We start from the raw sequence: 17,168 nt of genomic DNA on the forward strand, positions 1-17,168 counted from the left end.
ATTAGCGCCGCTAATTGTCAGTGAGATTCAAGTTCTTCCGTTTAAGTCATCAAAAGTAAATTAAGGAAAATTATCATGACATCCAGGCACCAATCGTGGCCTCTGCGTCAGCCCGCCGGATGCGCCGCTGAGCTGCTGGCTGCCGATAATGTCGGCAACACTGCCTGGTGGCAGCAGCTGGCACAGCTTGGCACGCCGTTGGTGGAGGAGTTTTCCGCCGGCAAAGTGAAAATGAGCTACTTCTGGCGCGACCCGGCCGGGGATGAAACCCGCTCTGAAGTTTGCCGGGTATATATCGATATCAACTGCGTGACCGACCATCACAGCCCGCAGCCGCAGAGCCTGCAGCGCCTGGCGGGCACCGACGTCTGGCACTGGTCTACTGAGATTGACCAGCGCTGGCGCGGCAGCTACAGCCTGATCCCCATTGATGCCCACCAGCTTCCTCCTGCTTTTAGCCGCGATGACGCCACGCGCAGCAAACAGCAGCGCGAGTGGTGGATCTCGCTGTTCCCCAGCGCCATCGCCGATCCGCTTAACCGGAGCTGCGCGCATTGCAACAGCCGCCGCCATCCGACATCCGCGGCCCATATGCCCGCCGCCCCGGACCAGTCGGCCTGGCATGCGCTGGACGGCAGTCTGGCGCGGGTTGATGAGCAGCGCCTGCTGCAGTTCAGCTGGGAGAGCGCCCTGCTCGGCAATCAGCGCCGCATCTGGCTCTACACCACCGGCAGCACCGTCACCCCAGAAACCCGGCCATTAGGCATCCTGTTGGACGGCCAGAACTGGGCGCTGGGATTACCGATTTTTGCCGCGCTGGATGCGGAAACCAACAGCGGCCATCTGCCCGCCGCCTGCTGGCTATTTATTGATGCGATTAACGGCGAGTGGCGCGAGAAGGAGCTGCCGTGCAATGCGCAGTTCTGGCAGGCGGTGCAGGAAGAGCTGCTGCCGCAGGTGCGCGCGCGGATGGCCTTCAGCGAACGGGCCGACCACACCGTGGTGGCCGGTCAGAGCTACGGCGGGCTGGCCGCGATATATGCCGGGCTTAACTGGCCTGCACGCTTTGGCCGCATCCTCAGCCAGTCCGGCTCTTTCTGGTGGCCGGACTTCCGCCTGGTGACGCATTTTGCCGAGATTGAAGGCCATGAAATGGGCTGGCTGACCGCTGAAGTGCTGGCCGGTAGGCTGCCGCAGGGCAGGCTGAAGATCTTCCAGGAAGCTGGCGATCGCGAAGGCGATATGGCCTACGTCAACCAGCAGATGCGCCAGGCCCTGCTGCCGGCTGGGCATGACATTCACTTCCGTATTTTTTCCGGCGGGCACGACTCGCTGTGCTGGCGCGGCGGGCTGCTTGACGGGCTGCGCTGGCTGCTGGCCGATTTTATCACCCCTCCTTTCTCTGGCGACAACAGGTAACGACCATGACCGAACAACAAAACCCCTTCGACGATGAAAGCCTGGACTTCCTGGTGCTGCTGAACGCGCGTGGGCAGTACAGCCTGTGGCCTGCCTTTGCCGAGGTTCCCGCCGGCTGGCAGACCGTGTCCGGTCCCGCAGCCCGCGCCGAGTGCATCAGCTACATCGAAACGCACTGGCAGGATATGCGCCCGGCAGCGATAAAAACGGCCGGTTAATCAAGGAACGGGTCGACCGGAAAAGAGGGTCGCCCCCGACAACGGAATATTTACGCCATACAACACAGGGGCCGACCCTTTTTTCGGTCGGCGCTGAATTTTAATGATGAATTTTTCATTTATCGACAGGAATCGCTCCCGTGTCAGAAGCTCAAATTACGCCCGTCGTGCAGGCCAGCTATAGTGAATATCCGCTGGTAGCCGCGCAGCCCGGCATCTGGATCGCCGATCAGATCGCGACCAAAGGTAATACCTTTGCCGTCGCCCACTACAGCGAGCTGCATGGTGATATCGACCGCACCGCGCTGGACGCGGCTATCCGCCAGGCGATGGCGGAAGCCGACACCGTTCAGGCTAAGTTCGGCCTCGCCGCCGACGGCAGTGCCGTGCAGCGGCTGCCCAACGCCTGCTCAGCGCAGCAGGTGCAGCCCGTTGAATGGCTCAACTTCAGCCAGCGTGCTGACGGTGCGCAGGCTGCGCTCAGCCTGATGCAGTCCGACCTGGCCGCCGACCTGCCCGCCGACGGCGAACGCCCGCTGTACCGGCAACTGATGATCCGCGTCAGCGACGATCGCTGGTTCTGGTACCAGCGCTATCACCATCTGATGCTCGACGGCTTTAGCTTCGAAGCGCTGACCCGGCGCGTGGCGGCGGTGTACCAGGCGCTGCGTCAGCAGCAGACGCCAGCCCCCTCGCCGTTCATTTCCTTTGGTGAAGTGGTGGCCGAATATCAGGCCTGGCAGCACTCCCCCGCCTGCCAGCGGGCGGCGCTGTTCTGGCAGCAGCACACCCAGGCTTTCCCGGCGGCCATCTCACTCTCCGCCGAACAGTTCACGCCTGAGGGCGATGGTGCGCCGCTCAAGCAGCAGGTCACGCTTCCCACCGCCCTGTTCACCAGCCTGGCGCAGCAGCCCGGCCTGCAGCAGAGCGCCCCGGCGGAGATCGCCTGCGCCCTGCTCACCGCTTATCTGGCGCGCATCAGCGGCGAAAACCGTCTGAGCATTGGCTTCCCGTTTATGCGCCGCATGGGGTCGGCCGCGCTGGCCGCTACTGGCCCGGTGGTCAACGTACTGCCGCTGCAGCTGGCGCTCAACGATGCGATGACGCTGGCCGAGATCGGTCAGCGGGTGCAGGCGGAGATCGGGCAGGTGCGCCGCCACCAGCGCTATGAAGCGGAGCAGCTGCGGCGCGATCTCGGCCTGGTCGGCAGCAGCCAGCCGCTGTATGGTCCGGTGATCAACCTGAAGGTTTATCACGACCCGCTGGAGTTTGACGGCATCCCGGCGGTAACGCACACGCTGGCGATGGGACCGGTGGACGATCTGGAGTTTGAGATCGGCTTCCAGCAGGGCCAGCTTCAGCTGACGCTGGTCGCCAATGCGGAAAAATATGACCGCCAACTGCTGGCGTGGCACGGCGAGCGCATTGCCTTTATGGCAGAGCAGCTGGCGCAGCAACCGCAGCTGCCGCTGGCGGCGCTGGCGCTGATGGGCCACGATGAGCAGCAGCATCTCGCCAGCTGGTCGCAGGGCATCGGCGTCACGCCTCAAGCGGGTGAGGTGTCGATTCTGGCGATGCTTCAGCGTCAGGTCGATCGGCAGCCGGACGCCATTGCGGTTGTCTGCGGTGAGATGCGCCTGACCTATGGCCAGCTTTCGGCGCGCGCGATGCAGCTGGCGCGGGAGCTGATCGCCCGCGGCCTTCGGGCCGAAGACGTGGTGGCGATTGGCATTCCGCGCTCGGTCGATTCGCTGGTGGCGATCTTTGGCGTGCTGGCAAGCGGCGCGGCCTATATGCCGCTCGACCTCGACTATCCGCGCGAACGCCTGGCGCTGATGTGCGACGACGCGCAGCCGCAGCTGCTGCTTACCCACAGCAGCACGCTGGCGCAAATGCCGCCTGGCGCTTACCTGTGCATCGATGATGCCGCCGTGCGCGCCGCGTGCGATGCGCACCCCGCCAGCCCGGTGTGCGATGACGAGCGCCGCGTCGCCCAGCGCGGTGATCATCTGGCTTATATGATCTACACCTCCGGCTCTACCGGGCGTCCGAAAGGGGTGATGAGCACCCACGCCGGGCTGCTGAACCTGTTTCTGTCGCACCAGAGCAACCTGTTCGGTCCGGCGATAGAGAAATTCACCGCCGCCAGTACGCGCCGCATGCGCAGCGGCCACACTGCCTCGTTCTCGTTCGACTCGTCATGGGAACCGCTGTTCTGCATGATGATGGGCTGCGAGCTGCATATCTTCGATGAAGAGCTGCGCCGCGATGCCTGGGCACTGCTGCAGAAGATGAAGCAGGTGCCGGTCGATCTGCTGGATATCACCCCGTCGTTCTTCTCGCAGATGATCGACGCCGGGCTGTTCGAGCCGGAAAATCATCGCCCGGCGTTTGTGATGATCGGCGGTGAAGCCGCCACGCCAACGCTGTGGAAGCTGATGCAGCAGCACCCGGAGCTGGAGATCGTTAACTATTACGGCCCGTCGGAATACACCATCGATACCCTCGGCGCCAGCGTGATGGTCTCCGATCAGCCGGTGATTGGCCGCCCGGTCGGCAATACCCGGGTGTGGCTGCTGGATAACCAGCTGCGCCCGGTGCCGGTGGGCTGCCCCGGCGAGCTTTATATTTCCGGCAGCGGTATCGCCCGTGGCTACCTGCGCCGCCCGGACCTGACCGCCGCGCGCTTTGTCGCTAACCCGTTCCTGGAGGGGGAAGTGATGTACCGCAGCGGAGACCTGATGCGCTGGCGCAGCGACGGCCAGCTGGCGTTTATCGGCCGCACTGACCATCAGATTAAAGTGCGCGGCTTCCGCATTGAGCTGGGGGAGGTTGAGAACGCGCTGGTAGCGCTGGAGGAGGTCAGCACCGCCGTGGTGATCGCTCAGCCGATTGGGGCGACCAACCGTCTGATCGGCTACTGCTCGGTCGGTGACGCCGCGCTGCGCGCCGATCGGCAGATTTCAACCAGGCTGCTGGGCAAACTGGCCATCACCCTGCCCGACTACATGGTGCCGGCGATCCTGATAGTGATGGAAGAGCTACCGCTTAACGTTAACGGTAAAATCGACCGCCAGGCGCTGCCCGCGCCGCAGCAGATGGCCTTTACCCCGGGGCGCGATGCGCAGACCCCGCAGGAAACGCTGATCTGCCAGGCCGTCGCCGACCTGTTAGGCATGGAGCGCGTCGGCGCCGACGATGACTTTTTCGCGCTCGGCGGCGACAGTATCTCCGCCATGGGCCTGGGCACCGCCGCCCGCCGGGCGGGCTGGCTGCTGCGCCCGCGCGATATTTTCGCCCAGCGCACTCCGGCGCGCATGGCCAGCAGCATGCAGCCGCTAAGCTCCGGCGTGGCGGTCAATCGCGTGGCGCAGCAGGGGCCGGTAACGGGTCTGCCAATCCTGCACTGGTTTAACCAGCACGGCGGCATTAACCAGCGCTTTGCCCACGGCGTGTTCCTGCGGGTGCCGGCTGAACTGCAGGCTGCCCAGCTGGAACAGGCGCTGCATGCGCTCAGCGTGGCGCACCCGGCGCTGGCTGCCTTTACCCGCGACGGTCAGCTGATTGTCGGTGAACCCTCCCCTGCTGCCGGTTTAGCACGCGTCAGCAGCCAGATCCTGCACCACGCGCCCGAAGCCTGCGCCGAGGAAGCCTTTGACGCCGCCGTTACCCGCCTTGACCCTGCCTGCGGCATGATGATGCAGGCGGTGCTGTTGCAGCATCATCAGCACGCCTTTGGCCTGGTGCTGGCGATCCATCACCTGGTGGTTGATGGCGTCTCGTGGCGCGTGCTGCTCGATGAGCTGCGCCAGGCGAGTGAGGCTGCACTCAGCGGAGCGCCGCTGGCACTGCCCGCCGAAGAGACCTCGCTGCACGACTGGTCCGCCAGCGTGCAACGCGGCGTGGCAAAGCGTGCCGCTGAACTGCCATTCTGGCAGAGCATGCTGCAGCAGCCGGTGCCCCGGCTCGGCCGGCGTGCGCTGCTGCCGCAGGATTGCCACCGCGCGATGAAAGAGAAGCGCACCCTGCTGAGCGCAGAGCAAACCGCCGCGCTGCTTAACCGCCTGCCGCAGCAGTATCGCGCCAGCGTGGAAGAGACCCTGCTGTGCGCCCTGTCGCTGGCGCTGCTCGCCCGCTTTAATGCCACGCAACTGCGCTACACTCTGGAATCCCACGGCCGTGCCGGGCTGGACGGTGAGCACGATCTGGCGCGTACCGTCGGCTGGCTGACCGCCGAATATCCACTGCTGGTGACGCTGGATGAAGGGGAAACGGGCTGCCTGCGCGATGCGCTGCGCGCGGTGAAAAGCGTGCTGCGCGCCGTGCCGGATCGCGGGATTGGCTACGGCCAGCTCTACTATCTCGACGCGGTGCGTGCGCCGCAGCTGCAAGCCCTGGCGCAGCAGCACGCGCCGGAGGTGCTGTTTAACTACCTGGGCCGTTTCAGCGCCGGGGATGGACTTTGGACGCCGCAGCGCACGCGCAAACATTTCCGCGATGCCTTTGCCGTGCATCAGGATGCCGACATGCCGCAGCTGCACGCGCTCGAGGTCAACATCTTCGTTGATGAGACCGCCAACGAGCCGCGCCTGGCGATCAACTGGGGCTGGCTGCACGACGTCTTCAGCGAAGCGGATATTGATGCACTGCACAGCGCGATGGCCCAGGCCGCTGACGGGCTGAGCGATTTCGCCCGGCGCCATCCACAGCAGGCGGCTGACACGCTGGTGGCGGCGGAGGTGGCAATTGACGGCGTCAGCCAGCAGGACCTGCTGGCCCTGTCGCAGCATCACGGCCCGCTGGCTGCCGTGCTGCCGCTGCTGCCGCTACAGAAAGGATTGCTGTTCCACGCCCAGACCGCCGACAGCAGCGGCAGCTATAACTCGCTGACGCGCCTGAGCTTCAGCGGCCCGCTCGATGAGCAGCGGCTGCAGGCGGCGCTGGATGCGGTGGTGCGCCATCATCCGCAGCTGGCGGCGCGCTTTGATAGTGAACAGACCCTGCTGCCGTTACAGCTGATCCCACTGATGCAGCCCAACCGGCATTACTGGGCGCTGGATCGCCATGCACTGCCTGAACTGACCGCCGCCGAAGAGGCTGAAGCGCTGCTGGCACTGGAGAAACGCGAGCTGGCGCGCGATCTGTTCGCCCAGCCGGTGATGTTACACGCGCTGCTGGTGCAGCACGGCGACGCTGCGCGCTTTACCCTGATGCTCAATGCGCATCATCTGGTGGTCGACGGCTGGTCAACGCCGGTGATCCTGCGCGATCTGTTCAGCGCGCTGAACCACGGCCCGCAGGCGCTGACGCCGCACCGTTTCAGCTACGCCACCATTGTGCGCCAGCTGGCAGCGCGCGATGCCGACGCCTCGCGCCAGCTGTGGCAGCAGGTATTGCAGGACGTGCGCCCGACCCTGCTGTTCGGCAATGAACCGCACGACGGCCCGGTGCACGACAGGGATCTGACGCTGGCCCCAGAGGTGGAACAGGGCCTGATGGCGCTATGCCGCGAGCGTGGTCTGACGCTCAACAGCGTGATGCAGGGCATCTGGGCACTGCTGCTGAGCATCGAAAGCGGTCATCAGGACGTGGTATTCGGCTCGCCGGTTTCCGGGCGCTTTGGTCAGATTGAGGGCCAGGAGCAGCACGTCGGCCTGTTTAGCAACACCCTGCCGGTGCGCCTGCGCTTCGACAGCCAGCGCCCGCTGCTGGCACAGCTCGCCGACCATCAGGCGCAGCAGATCCAGCTGATTGAGCATGACGATCTGGGGCTGGGGGAGATCCAGCAGCTGGCGGGCAGCGGCACGCTGTTTGATACCCTGCTGGTGGTCGAGAACTACCCGGATAACGCCGAACTGCTGCAGGGCCACGATGGCCTGCGCTGCGACGCTATCAGCAACCGTGGCTACACCCACTATCCGCTGACGCTGCTGGTGCTGCCGGGTGAGCGCCTGCATCTGCTGCTGGAGTACCGCGATGCGTTGCTGCAGCCAGAGCGTTTTGCTTCCCGCCTGCTGATGCTGTTATCCCAACTGGTCGCGCAGCCGGACCTGCCGCTGGCACGCTGGCAGCTGCAAACCCCGGACGAACGGGCGCTGATCGCGAATATCAATAACACCGCGTATCCGCTGGCGGCGGGCACCCTACAGGGGGCTATTGCGCAGCAGGTTGCGCGCACGCCGGACGCGCTGGCACTGCTGGATGCCGACCATCGTCTGAGCTATCGCCAGATGCAGCAGCAGGCGCGCCTGCTGGCGGATCGCCTGATTGACGCTGGCGTGCAGCCGGGTGATATCGTCGCCGTGGCCCTGCCGCGCTCGGTGCGCCTCAGCCTGGCGCTGACCGCCATCTTGCAGGCCGGTGCCGCCTGGCTGCCGCTGGATACCGGCTACCCGGATGAGCGCCTCGGCTACATGGTTGAGGATGCGCGCCCGCGCCTGATCATCACTGAAAGTGCTTTGCAGGACCGTTTCGCCCTGCTCGGCACGCTGCTGACTTTTGACCAGCTGGCCGACGAGCATCAGCAGCCACGGCATGCGCTGCCGCAGCCTGACAGCAGCCACCCGGCCTACGTGCTGTATACCTCCGGCTCTACCGGGCGCCCCAAAGGCGTGGTGGTCGGGCAGCAGGCGATCGTTAACCGCCTGTGGTGGATGCAGGATACCTATCCGATGAGTGCCGCCGACGTGGTATTGCAGAAAACGCCGTGCAGCTTCGACGTGTCGGTGTGGGAGTTCTTCTGGCCGCTGATGGTGGGTTCACAGCTGCTAATGGCCCCGCCGGAAGCGCACCGCGATCCGGAAGCGCTGGTGCAGCTGATTGAGGACTATGCGGTCACCACGATGCACTTTGTGCCGTCGATGCTGGCCGCCTGGGTCAGCGCGCTGGAGCAGCGTTCAGGTGCGGATAAGGGCTGCCACAGCCTGCAGCGCGTATTCTGCAGCGGTGAAGCGCTGTCGTGCGACCTTGCAGCCAGCTATCAGGCGCTGATCGCGGCACCGCTGCACAATCTGTACGGCCCGACCGAAGCGGCGGTAGATGTCACCTATCATCCGGCATCCGGCATCCGGCAGGGATCTCGCCGCATGTCAGGGTGCTGGCGTGCCGATCGGCTACCCGGTATGGAACACCGAGCTGCGCATTCTGGACGCGCTGCTGCGCCCGGTGCCGATCGGTGTGGCGGGCGATCTCTACCTGTGCGGCGCGCAGCTGGCAGAAGGCTACCTGTACCGCGCCGATCTGACCTCGCAGCGCTTTGTCGCCGACCCGTTTGCCGCCGGTGAACGTATGTACCGCACCGGCGATATCGCGCGCTGGCTGGAGAGTGGCGCGGTCGAGTATCTGGGCCGCAGCGATGATCAGCTGAAAATTCGCGGTCAGCGCATTGAGCTGGGCGAAATCGAACAGGCGCTGCTGACCTTACCGGGGGTCGCGCAGAGCGTGGTGGCCGCCCGCGAGCTCGGCAATGTGGCCGCCGCTGGGGCCGATGCGCGCCAGCTGGTCGCCTGGCTCATCGCGCAGCCCGGCAGCGTGTTGGAGACGGCAGAAGTGCACCAGCAGCTCTCGCTGCGGCTGCCGGCGCATATGCTGCCGGTCAGCTATGTGCTGACCGATAGCTTCCCGCTCAGCGCCAACGGCAAGCTGGACCGCAAAGCCCTGCCGTCACCGCAGGCCCCGCAGGCCGCTGGTCGTCAGCCTGAGGGACCGCACGAGACGCTGCTGGCGCAGCTGTTCGCCCGCCTGCTGGAGCTGGAAACGGTCTCTGCCGACGGCGACTTCTTCGCGCTCGGCGGGCATTCGCTGCTGGCGATGCGCCTGGCGGCCGAACTGCGCCGCACGCTGGCGCATCCACTCTCTATCGGCCAGATTATGGCAGCGCGCAGCGTTGAGAAGATGGCGCGCCTGCTGGATGATGCTGCCTCCGGCGATGGCACTGATGGCCGCGCCAACGGTGAAAGCCTGCCGTTGCGCAGCGGTCAGGGACCGGCGCTGTTCTGCATCCATCCAGCGTCCGGCTTTGCCTGGCAGTATTCCGGCATGATGCGCCACCTGGCGGGCGCATTCCCGATTATTGGCCTGCAGTCGCCGCGCCCTGATGGGGTGATTGCCGCCTGTGACAGCATCGATGAGATGTGCGAGCGCCATCTGGCGACCATCCGCAGCGTGCAGCCGCAGGGGCCGTACCACCTGCTTGGCTACTCGCTCGGCGGCACCCTTGCCCACGGCATCGCCGCACGCCTGCAGCAGCAGGGGGAAGCGGTGAAATTCCTTGGCCTGCTGGATACTTATCCGCCGGAAGGCCAGGACTGGACCAGCCCGTCAGAAGAGGATGCGCGTGAGGAAGTGGCGCGGGAGGAGGCCGAGTTTATGGCAGCCACCGACGACGATGCGCTGCTGCTGGCGGAGAAAGCGGCGATGTTCAGCACCATTGTGGCCAACTACAAAGATGCCGTGCTGCGCCTGGCCTCCGCCAGCAGCCCGCGCTTTGACGGTGAAGCCACGCTGTTTGTCGCCAGCAAAACGCTGCCGCAGGGCATGGATGTGCGTGAAAGCTGGGCGCCGTATATCGCACAGCTGAAAGTCCATGAGCTGGCCTGCGAGCATATGGATATCCTGTCACCGGAAACGCTGGTGACGCTGGGGCCGCTGCTGGACAGGCTGATGAAGGCGTGCCAGCACCTGGCGTAGAATCACGGGCGAGGCTTGCCTCGCCCCTACAAGTCTCGCCGTCGGGGTCGACCTTTTTCCAGTCCGCCCCTGTAAGAACCCATGTAGGGGTCGACCTTTTTTCCGGTCGACCCTTTTTTATTTATCCAGGCTGATGATAGCGCCCGCACGGGACGATCATCGGGGTATGTGACACCGGATCGTTGATAATCACGCTGCTCATGCCAAACACCTGCTGCACCAGCGGCGCGCTAATAATCTCAGCGGGCTTACCCTGGGCAATAATCGCCCCCTCTTTCATCACGATCAGATGGTCGGCATAGCGGCAGGCCTGGTTCAGGTCGTGCAGCACCGCCACCAGCGTATGCCCGTGCTCCTGATTCAGCTGGCGGAACAGATCCAGCAGCTCAATCTGGTGGGCAATATCCAGCCAGGTGGTCGGCTCATCCAGCAGCAGCAGCGGGGTTTGCTGCGCCAGCACCATTGCCACCCACACGCGCTGGCGCTGGCCGCCGGACAGGGCATCCACGCTGCGCGCGGCCAGCTCACTGATGTTAGTCGCCTGCATGGCGGCATCCACCGCCTGGCGGTCGGCCTCGCTCCACTGCTTTAACAGACTCTGGTGCGGATAGCGCCCGCGCGCCACCAGGTCAGCAACGCTGATCCCCTCCGGCACGATGGCGTGCTGCGGCAGCAGGCCGAGCTGGCGCGCCAGGGCTTTGGTGCCCATCCGGTGGATATCCTGACCGTCGAGCAGCACCTGGCCGTTACGCGGCTTCAGCAGGCGGCATAAAGCGCGCAGCAACGTCGACTTGCCGCAGGCGTTGGGGCCGATGATCACCGTGAACTGGCGGTCGGGGATCCCGACGCTGAGATCGCGCGCAATGGTCTTTTGATCGTAGGCCAGCGTCAGTGCTGAAGCCTGTAAACGCGAGGTGGAAGGTTCCATGATTAACGTCGTGACTCCCTGATAAGCAACCAGATAAGATACAGCCCACCGATGCTGACGGTGACGGCGCCGACCGGCAGCTGTATCCCGCTGAAGGCGTGCTGGGCGATGATATCCGCCGCCAGCAATAACAGTGCGCCGCTGGTGGCGGCAGAGAATAGCGGAACGGCGCTGGCCACGATCAGGCGACGGGCGATCTGCGGCGCGGCCAGCGCAATAAATGCAATTGGTCCGGCGCTGGCGGTGGCAATCGCGGTAAGGATAATCCCGCACAGCATCAGCCACAGGCGGCTTGATTCCGCGTTGACGCCCAGCGCACGCGCGCTGTCATCACCCATCTCCATCAGCTGCAGGCGGCGGCCGAGCAGCAGCGCGGCGCAAACCGTTAACGGCACCAGCAGCAGCGCGGGCTGGCCTTTGGCCCAGGTGATCCCGTTGAGCGAGCCCGCCCCCCACAGCGCGGCGCTCATCGCACTCTCCAGCGAGGCGCTGATAATCAGCCAGCTGTTTAACGCCGACAGCACGGCGCCAATGCCAATGCCGACAATAATCAGGCGGAAGCCGCTAATGCCCTGACGCCACGCCAGCAGGTAGACCAGAGCGGCAGAGGCGACGCCGCCGACCAGCGCCCCGGCGGCAACCTGATAGTAGCCGCCGCCGAGCAGAATAATCGTCACCAGCGCGCCGGTGTAGGCTCCGGTGTTAAAACCGACCACGTCCGGGCTGCCGAGCGGGTTGCGGATCGCCGACTGAAATATCGCCCCGCTGACGCCCAACCCCGCGCCGAGCACCAGCGCCAGCACCACGCGCGGCGCGCGCCACTGGCCGACCACCGTCATCAATCCCTGCGGCCCTTCGCCCTGCAGCGCCTGCCACACCTGCAGCGGAGCGATGCGCAGCGTGCCGTAGCACAGGGCAAACAGCGCCAGCAGCAGGCAGAGCAGGATTACGCTCAGATTGACCCACAGCGTGCGCGCGGATAGCTTGAGGTTCAGCCAGCCCTCTGCGCGGCCAATCAGTAAAGTACGGCTCTGCATCCTGTTCTCCTTAATACCTGCGCTGGCGAACCAGCCAGATCAGCACCGGCGCGCCGATCAGCGCCGTAACGATTGACACGCGCAGCTCCCCCGCCGCCATAAAGCGCCCGAGGATATCGGCCGACAGCAGCAGGATAGGCGCCATCAGCGAGGAGTAAATCAGCACCCAGCGCTGATCGGCCCCCACCCACCAACGCGCCACGTGCGGCACCATCAGGCCGACAAAGCCAATCGGCCCGACCAGCGCGGTGGAGGATCCACACAGCAGCATCACCGCCAGCAGCGCCACCACGCGCACCAGCACAACCCGTGTGCCGAGCGCCGCCGCCATCTCTTCCCCCATGCTAAGGCTGTTGAGCGAGCGTGCCGCCACCAGCGCCAGCACCCCACCCACCAGGATGGCCGGGGTGACCAGCAGCAGATTATGCAGCGATCGGATATCCAGCGTACCGGCCTGCCAGAAGCGCAGCTGGTCGAGCGTCTGCGGGTTGAGCAGCGACAGCGAAGAGGTCAGCCCGCTGAGCACCGCGCTGAGCGCCACCCCGGCCAGCGTCAGGCGGATCGGGTTGACGCGCCCGCCGCTCAGCGAACCTATCGTCCACACCACCACGCTGGCCGCCAGCGCGCCAGCCCAGGCGAAGCCGAGCCAGCCCGCCATACCGTTGACCCCGAACAGGGTTATGCCGACGGCCAGCGCAAAGCTGGCCCCGGCGTTTACGCCGAGGATACCCGGGTCCGCCAGCGGATTACGCGTCAGCGCCTGGATCACCGCCCCCGCCGCGCCCAGTGCCATTCCGACCAGAATACCGGCGAGCGTGCGCGGCAGGCGGGCGTTGAGCACGATCGTGCTGTCAGCATCATTGAGCTGCCCGCTCAGGCTGTGCCAGACCCCCTGCGCGGGGATCGATTTCGCGCCCAACATCAGGCTGATGGCGGCTATCGCCAGCAGTAAAATCAGGCAGAGCAGCACACCGCCGCTGCGCGTTATACCACGCGGTAGCGCGACGCCCGTGGCCGGCCGAGCCCGAGCCTGTTGCAACGACATCCCCAAACCCCCTGCTCATATGCAAATGAATATGAGTATTATTATCATTAACGTTATTAATCAAATATGTTACCATGCGCCCGCCAGAAAAACATCGGCAACCTTCGCCTCAAAACTTCAGTCAACCAAAATGGAAAATTATGGCTAAGCCCTCCATCCTGCTTAATTTCAGCCTGCTGAAAAATAACGCGCATTTTCGCGCCATCTTCTGCGCCCGTATGCTGTCGGTGTTTGCCCTCGGCATGCTGGCCGTCGGCGTCCCGATCCAGATCCAGGCGATGACCGGCTCAACGCTACAGGTTGGCGTGGCGGTGACGCTGGACGGCGTAGGGATGTTTATCGGCCTGATGCTGGGCGGCATTCTCGCTGACCGCCTGGATCGCCGTAAGCTGATCCTGTTTGCGCGCGGCACCTGCGGTATTGGCTTTGTGTTCCTCAGCCTTAACGCCTTTAGCGCCTCCCCTTCCCTGTGGGCGCTCTACCTGCTGGCCTTCTGGGATGGCTTCTTCGGCGCGCTGGGGATGACCGCGCTGATGGCGGTGATCCCGCTGCTGGTCGGGCGCGAAAACCTCGGCGCTGCCGGCGCGCTGAGCATGGTGACCGTGCGTCTCGGGGCCATTCTTTCCCCGGCGATTGGCGGCGTGATTATCGTGGCGGGCGGTGTGGGCTGGGCATTTGCCGTGGCGGCTGTGGGCACGCTGGCGACCCTGATCCCACTGGTGCGCCTGCCGTCGATGAAGCCGGAAACGCAGGAGCCGGAACATCCGCTGCGTGCGATGGTCAGCGGCGTGCAGTTTGTCTGCCGTCAGAAGGTGGTCGGTTCGGTGGTGCTGCTGGGGATGCTGATCAGTATTGTCGGTGCGGTGCGTATTCTGTTCCCGGCGCTGGCAATCAGCTATCACGCGGATGCATCGGCGATTGGCCTGATGTACTCAGCCGTGCCGCTGGGGGCGATGATTGGAGCCTTTACCAGCGGCTGGGTGCCGCGCCATCGCCGCCCGGGCATCCTGGTGCTGGTCAGCGCCACCTGTGCATTCCTCGCCATCGCCTCGCTTGGTCTTTACAGCCATTTCCTGCCCGCGCTGCTGGCGCTGGTGGTTTACGGCTACTGCAACGCCATCGCATCCTTACTGCAATATATGCTGATCCAGCACCATACGCCGGACCCTCTGCTGGGCCGCGTCAATAGCCTGGGCAGCGCGCAGGACGTCACCGGGGATTCTGTCGGGGCATTGGGATTAGGCGTGCTGGGCAAACTGTTTACGCCATTGGTGGGAGTGCTGTCGTTTGGCGCGGCGGCGGCTGGGGTGGCGCTGGTGCTGGCGGCCTGTGTCGGCACGCTGCGCCGCAGTACGCTGGCTACGCAAGAACCGGAAATCGCAGAGCCGGTTGCCAACCCGTAGCAACGTGAGAGGGAAAATCCGCGCAAGGCATGCCTTGCGCCTGCGGGTTAAGGGCTGACCGAAAAAGATAATCGGCCCCTGCAAAACCCTCGTAGGGGTCGACCCGCACAGTATTAATGCGCGGTGAACTGGCGCTCAATGCTGTTAAGCATATTGCTGGCGCTGTAGTAATCCAGGCGGAAAGTATCCGGCCCCATCGCATACACGCGCTGCGCGCTGACCGGCTCCAGATGTTCCAGGAACGGATTGGCGCGCACGCGCGTCACCGTGTCATTATCCGCCGCGAACAGCAGCAGCGTTTTCCCGGTCAGCCCCGCCGCCATATTCTCCCCCGACAGCTGGATAATGTCGTTACGCTTACCCATGCTGGTGCCGCCGTGAACCTCTTCAGGCGGCATGGCCAGCGCGAAGCCCAGCTCGCCCAGCAGTTTGCCCTGAGCGGAAGCCGGGGTCCACAGATTCACCCCTCGCCCATCTTCGTAGTAGACCAGCGCGGAAACCGGCTGCGGCGGCAGCGTTATTGCCTGCTTCACCGCCTGCACCCGCTGCTCAAACTGGCCGACCGCTGCAGCGGCGTCCTGCTCATGGCCGGTGATTTTCCCTAGCTGCTGTGCCAGCTGCTGCCAGCTCTTATCGCCGTAATCAATCACCAGCGTGGGCGCAATGGCGGCAAGCTGGTCGTACAGTTTCAGTGCCGAATCCCCACCGGTGGCGGCAATCACAATCAGATCGGGCGCCGCAGCGGCAATCGCTTCAGCATTGGGTTCGCTGATATACAAGGGTTTGAGATCGACCTTTTTTGCCGCCGCGCTCCACTGCTTAAAAAAACCCTGATCGTCAGAGACGGTGCTGTTGCGGCTGGTGCCGCCGGAGCCGACCAGCGGCGCGTTAATCGCCAGCAGCGTGCCGGTAATCGTGACGCTGGTTGAGACAATGCGCTTGGGCGCCTGTTGTAGAGTCAGTGGCCCTTTTGGCGTCTGCAGCGTGCGCGGCCAGCCCTGAGCTACTGTGGTGGTTGCCTGGTTTGCGGTGCTAACCGGGGGGGCTTCTTTATGCTGCGTAGAGCAGCTGCGCACTGCGACCACCATCACCAGGGCAGCAATAATCAACGCTGCGCACAGCAGCGGGAAGGAGAAGGATTTTTTCATCTTGGCAATTTCATCGTAAATGAGTCTTATTATCATACAATTAATGGCGGGCGAATTAAACGCTTAAGGCTGCGGGGATAGTGATGCGGGATAAATCAGGCCGGGCGCACCCGGCCATTCACTTACACTTTCATCCAGCGCCCTTCGGCAGCGGAGATGGCGATAGCTTCCAGCACTTTTGATACCTGCAACCCTTCGGCAAAGTCCGGCCACATGCGATCGTTAGCGGCGATGCCGTTGATCAGGTCACGTACTTCAACGGTTTTCTGGTCGTTAAAGCCGATGCCGTGCCCGGCAGAGATGCAGAATGCCGCATAGTCCGGGTGCGCCGGGCCGGTAAGGATAGTCTTGAAGCCCTGGCGCCCTGCCGGTTCGTCATGAATATACAGCTCCAGCTCCGCCATGCGCTCCTGGGTGTAGCGAATGCTGCCTTTGGTGCCGGTGACCACATAGGTCAGGCCCATTTTGCTGCCGCAGGCGATGCGTGAGGTTTCAATCACGCCGTGCGCACCGTTGGCAAAACGCAGCAGCGCGCTGGCCTGGTCTTCGTTTTCCACCTCGCGCTGCTGGGACGGATTTTTCGGGTCCGGGCGCTGTTTGATTACCGTCATCATATCGCCGCTGACTTCATCGATATTGCCGACGAGGAAGTGCGCCATATTGACGATATGCGCCGCCAGATCGCCCAGCGCGCCCAGCCCCGCCAGCGCTTTCTGGCAGTGCCAGTCGAGCGGCGTATTCGGGTTTGCCAGATAATCTTCGTTATGGGTGCCGTAAAAATGCACTACCTCGCCAATTTCGCCGCGCTCAATAATTTCACGCGCCAGCTGGCTGGTCGGATTTTTCATATAGTTGAAGCCAACCAGGGTTTTCACTCCGGCTTTTTCCGCGGCGCGCACCATCTCTTCGGCGTCCGCCACATTCAGCGCCAGCGGCTTTTCGGAATAAACATGCTTACCGTGACGGATCGCTTCCAGCGCCATCTCTTTATGCAGGAAGTTCGGGGCACAGATATCCACCACGTCGATATTTTCATCCGCCACCAGCTCGCGCCAGTCACCGGTTGAGCGGCTGAAACCCAGCGTTGCGGCCTGGGCGGCGGCCAGCTCTGGATTGACCTCTGCCAGCATCTCGCGCACCAGTTCACCCTTGAGGTTAAATACCGTCGGCGCCTGCGAATAGGCAATGGCATGGCAGCGCCCAATATAGCCGGTACCGATCAATCCAATTCTGACTTTTTGCATGGTGGGTCCTTGTGCAGGGTGAAAATGGAACAAACGTA

At 64.0% G+C, this 17,168-nt stretch carries 8 protein-coding genes and 1 pseudogene; 4 read left to right on the forward strand and 5 right to left on the reverse strand.

The features are described 5' to 3' along the window. Nucleotides 1-75 precede the first annotated feature (75 nt). From fes to ID864_RS07600, 3 genes and pseudogenes are all read left to right on the forward strand, one after another. A complete protein-coding gene (fes, locus tag ID864_RS07590) occupies nt 76-1,419 on the forward strand; it encodes an enterochelin esterase (RefSeq protein ID WP_191149662.1) in 1,344 nt (447 codons plus the stop codon). Nucleotides 1,420-1,424: 5 nt separating this feature from the next. Continuing rightward, on the forward strand, nt 1,425-1,637 hold the full coding sequence (locus ID864_RS07595) for an MbtH family protein (RefSeq protein WP_099753290.1): 213 nt from the start codon (nt 1,425-1,427) through the stop codon (nt 1,635-1,637). Nucleotides 1,638-1,777: 140 nt separating this feature from the next. Further along, nucleotides 1,778-10,325, forward strand: a pseudogene (locus ID864_RS07600) (amino acid adenylation domain-containing protein). A gap of 121 nt (nt 10,326-10,446) precedes the next feature. Here ID864_RS07600 and ID864_RS07605 read toward each other — a convergent pair. The 3 genes from ID864_RS07605 to fepD are packed head-to-tail and all read right to left on the reverse strand — an operon-like array spanning nt 10,447 to nt 13,335. Then, nucleotides 10,447-11,253, reverse strand: coding sequence for an ABC transporter ATP-binding protein (locus ID864_RS07605; protein WP_048915621.1), 807 nt, complete (start codon nt 11,251-11,253; stop codon nt 10,447-10,449). A 2-nt stretch (nt 11,254-11,255) separates the two neighbouring features. After that, nucleotides 11,256-12,290, reverse strand: a complete 1,035-nt coding sequence (gene fepG, locus ID864_RS07610) for an iron-enterobactin ABC transporter permease (protein WP_048915620.1) — start codon at nt 12,288-12,290, stop codon at nt 11,256-11,258. A 10-nt stretch (nt 12,291-12,300) separates the two neighbouring features. Then, nucleotides 12,301-13,335 (reverse strand): Fe(3+)-siderophore ABC transporter permease, encoded by a 1,035-nt coding sequence (gene fepD, locus ID864_RS07615; protein WP_099753287.1) that lies wholly within the window; start codon nt 13,333-13,335, stop codon nt 12,301-12,303. A gap of 140 nt (nt 13,336-13,475) precedes the next feature. Between fepD and entS the strand changes: the two genes are divergently transcribed. Further along, nucleotides 13,476-14,738, forward strand: coding sequence for an enterobactin transporter EntS (gene entS, locus ID864_RS07620; RefSeq protein ID WP_191149663.1), 1,263 nt, complete (start codon nt 13,476-13,478; stop codon nt 14,736-14,738). A 113-nt stretch (nt 14,739-14,851) separates the two neighbouring features. On the opposite strand, the gene fepB is transcribed toward entS, so the two are convergent. Then, nucleotides 14,852-15,886: a Fe2+-enterobactin ABC transporter substrate-binding protein gene (gene fepB, locus ID864_RS07625; RefSeq protein ID WP_191149664.1), complete on the reverse strand. Its 1,035-nt coding sequence runs from the start codon at nt 15,884-15,886 to the stop codon at nt 14,852-14,854. A gap of 122 nt (nt 15,887-16,008) precedes the next feature. After that, nucleotides 16,009-17,130: a Gfo/Idh/MocA family protein gene (locus tag ID864_RS07630; protein WP_048915692.1), complete on the reverse strand. Its 1,122-nt coding sequence runs from the start codon at nt 17,128-17,130 to the stop codon at nt 16,009-16,011. Nucleotides 17,131-17,168 lie beyond the last annotated feature (38 nt).

It is taken from the genome of Erwinia aphidicola (assembly GCF_014773485.1).
Lineage (GTDB): Bacteria > Pseudomonadota > Gammaproteobacteria > Enterobacterales > Enterobacteriaceae > Erwinia > Erwinia aphidicola.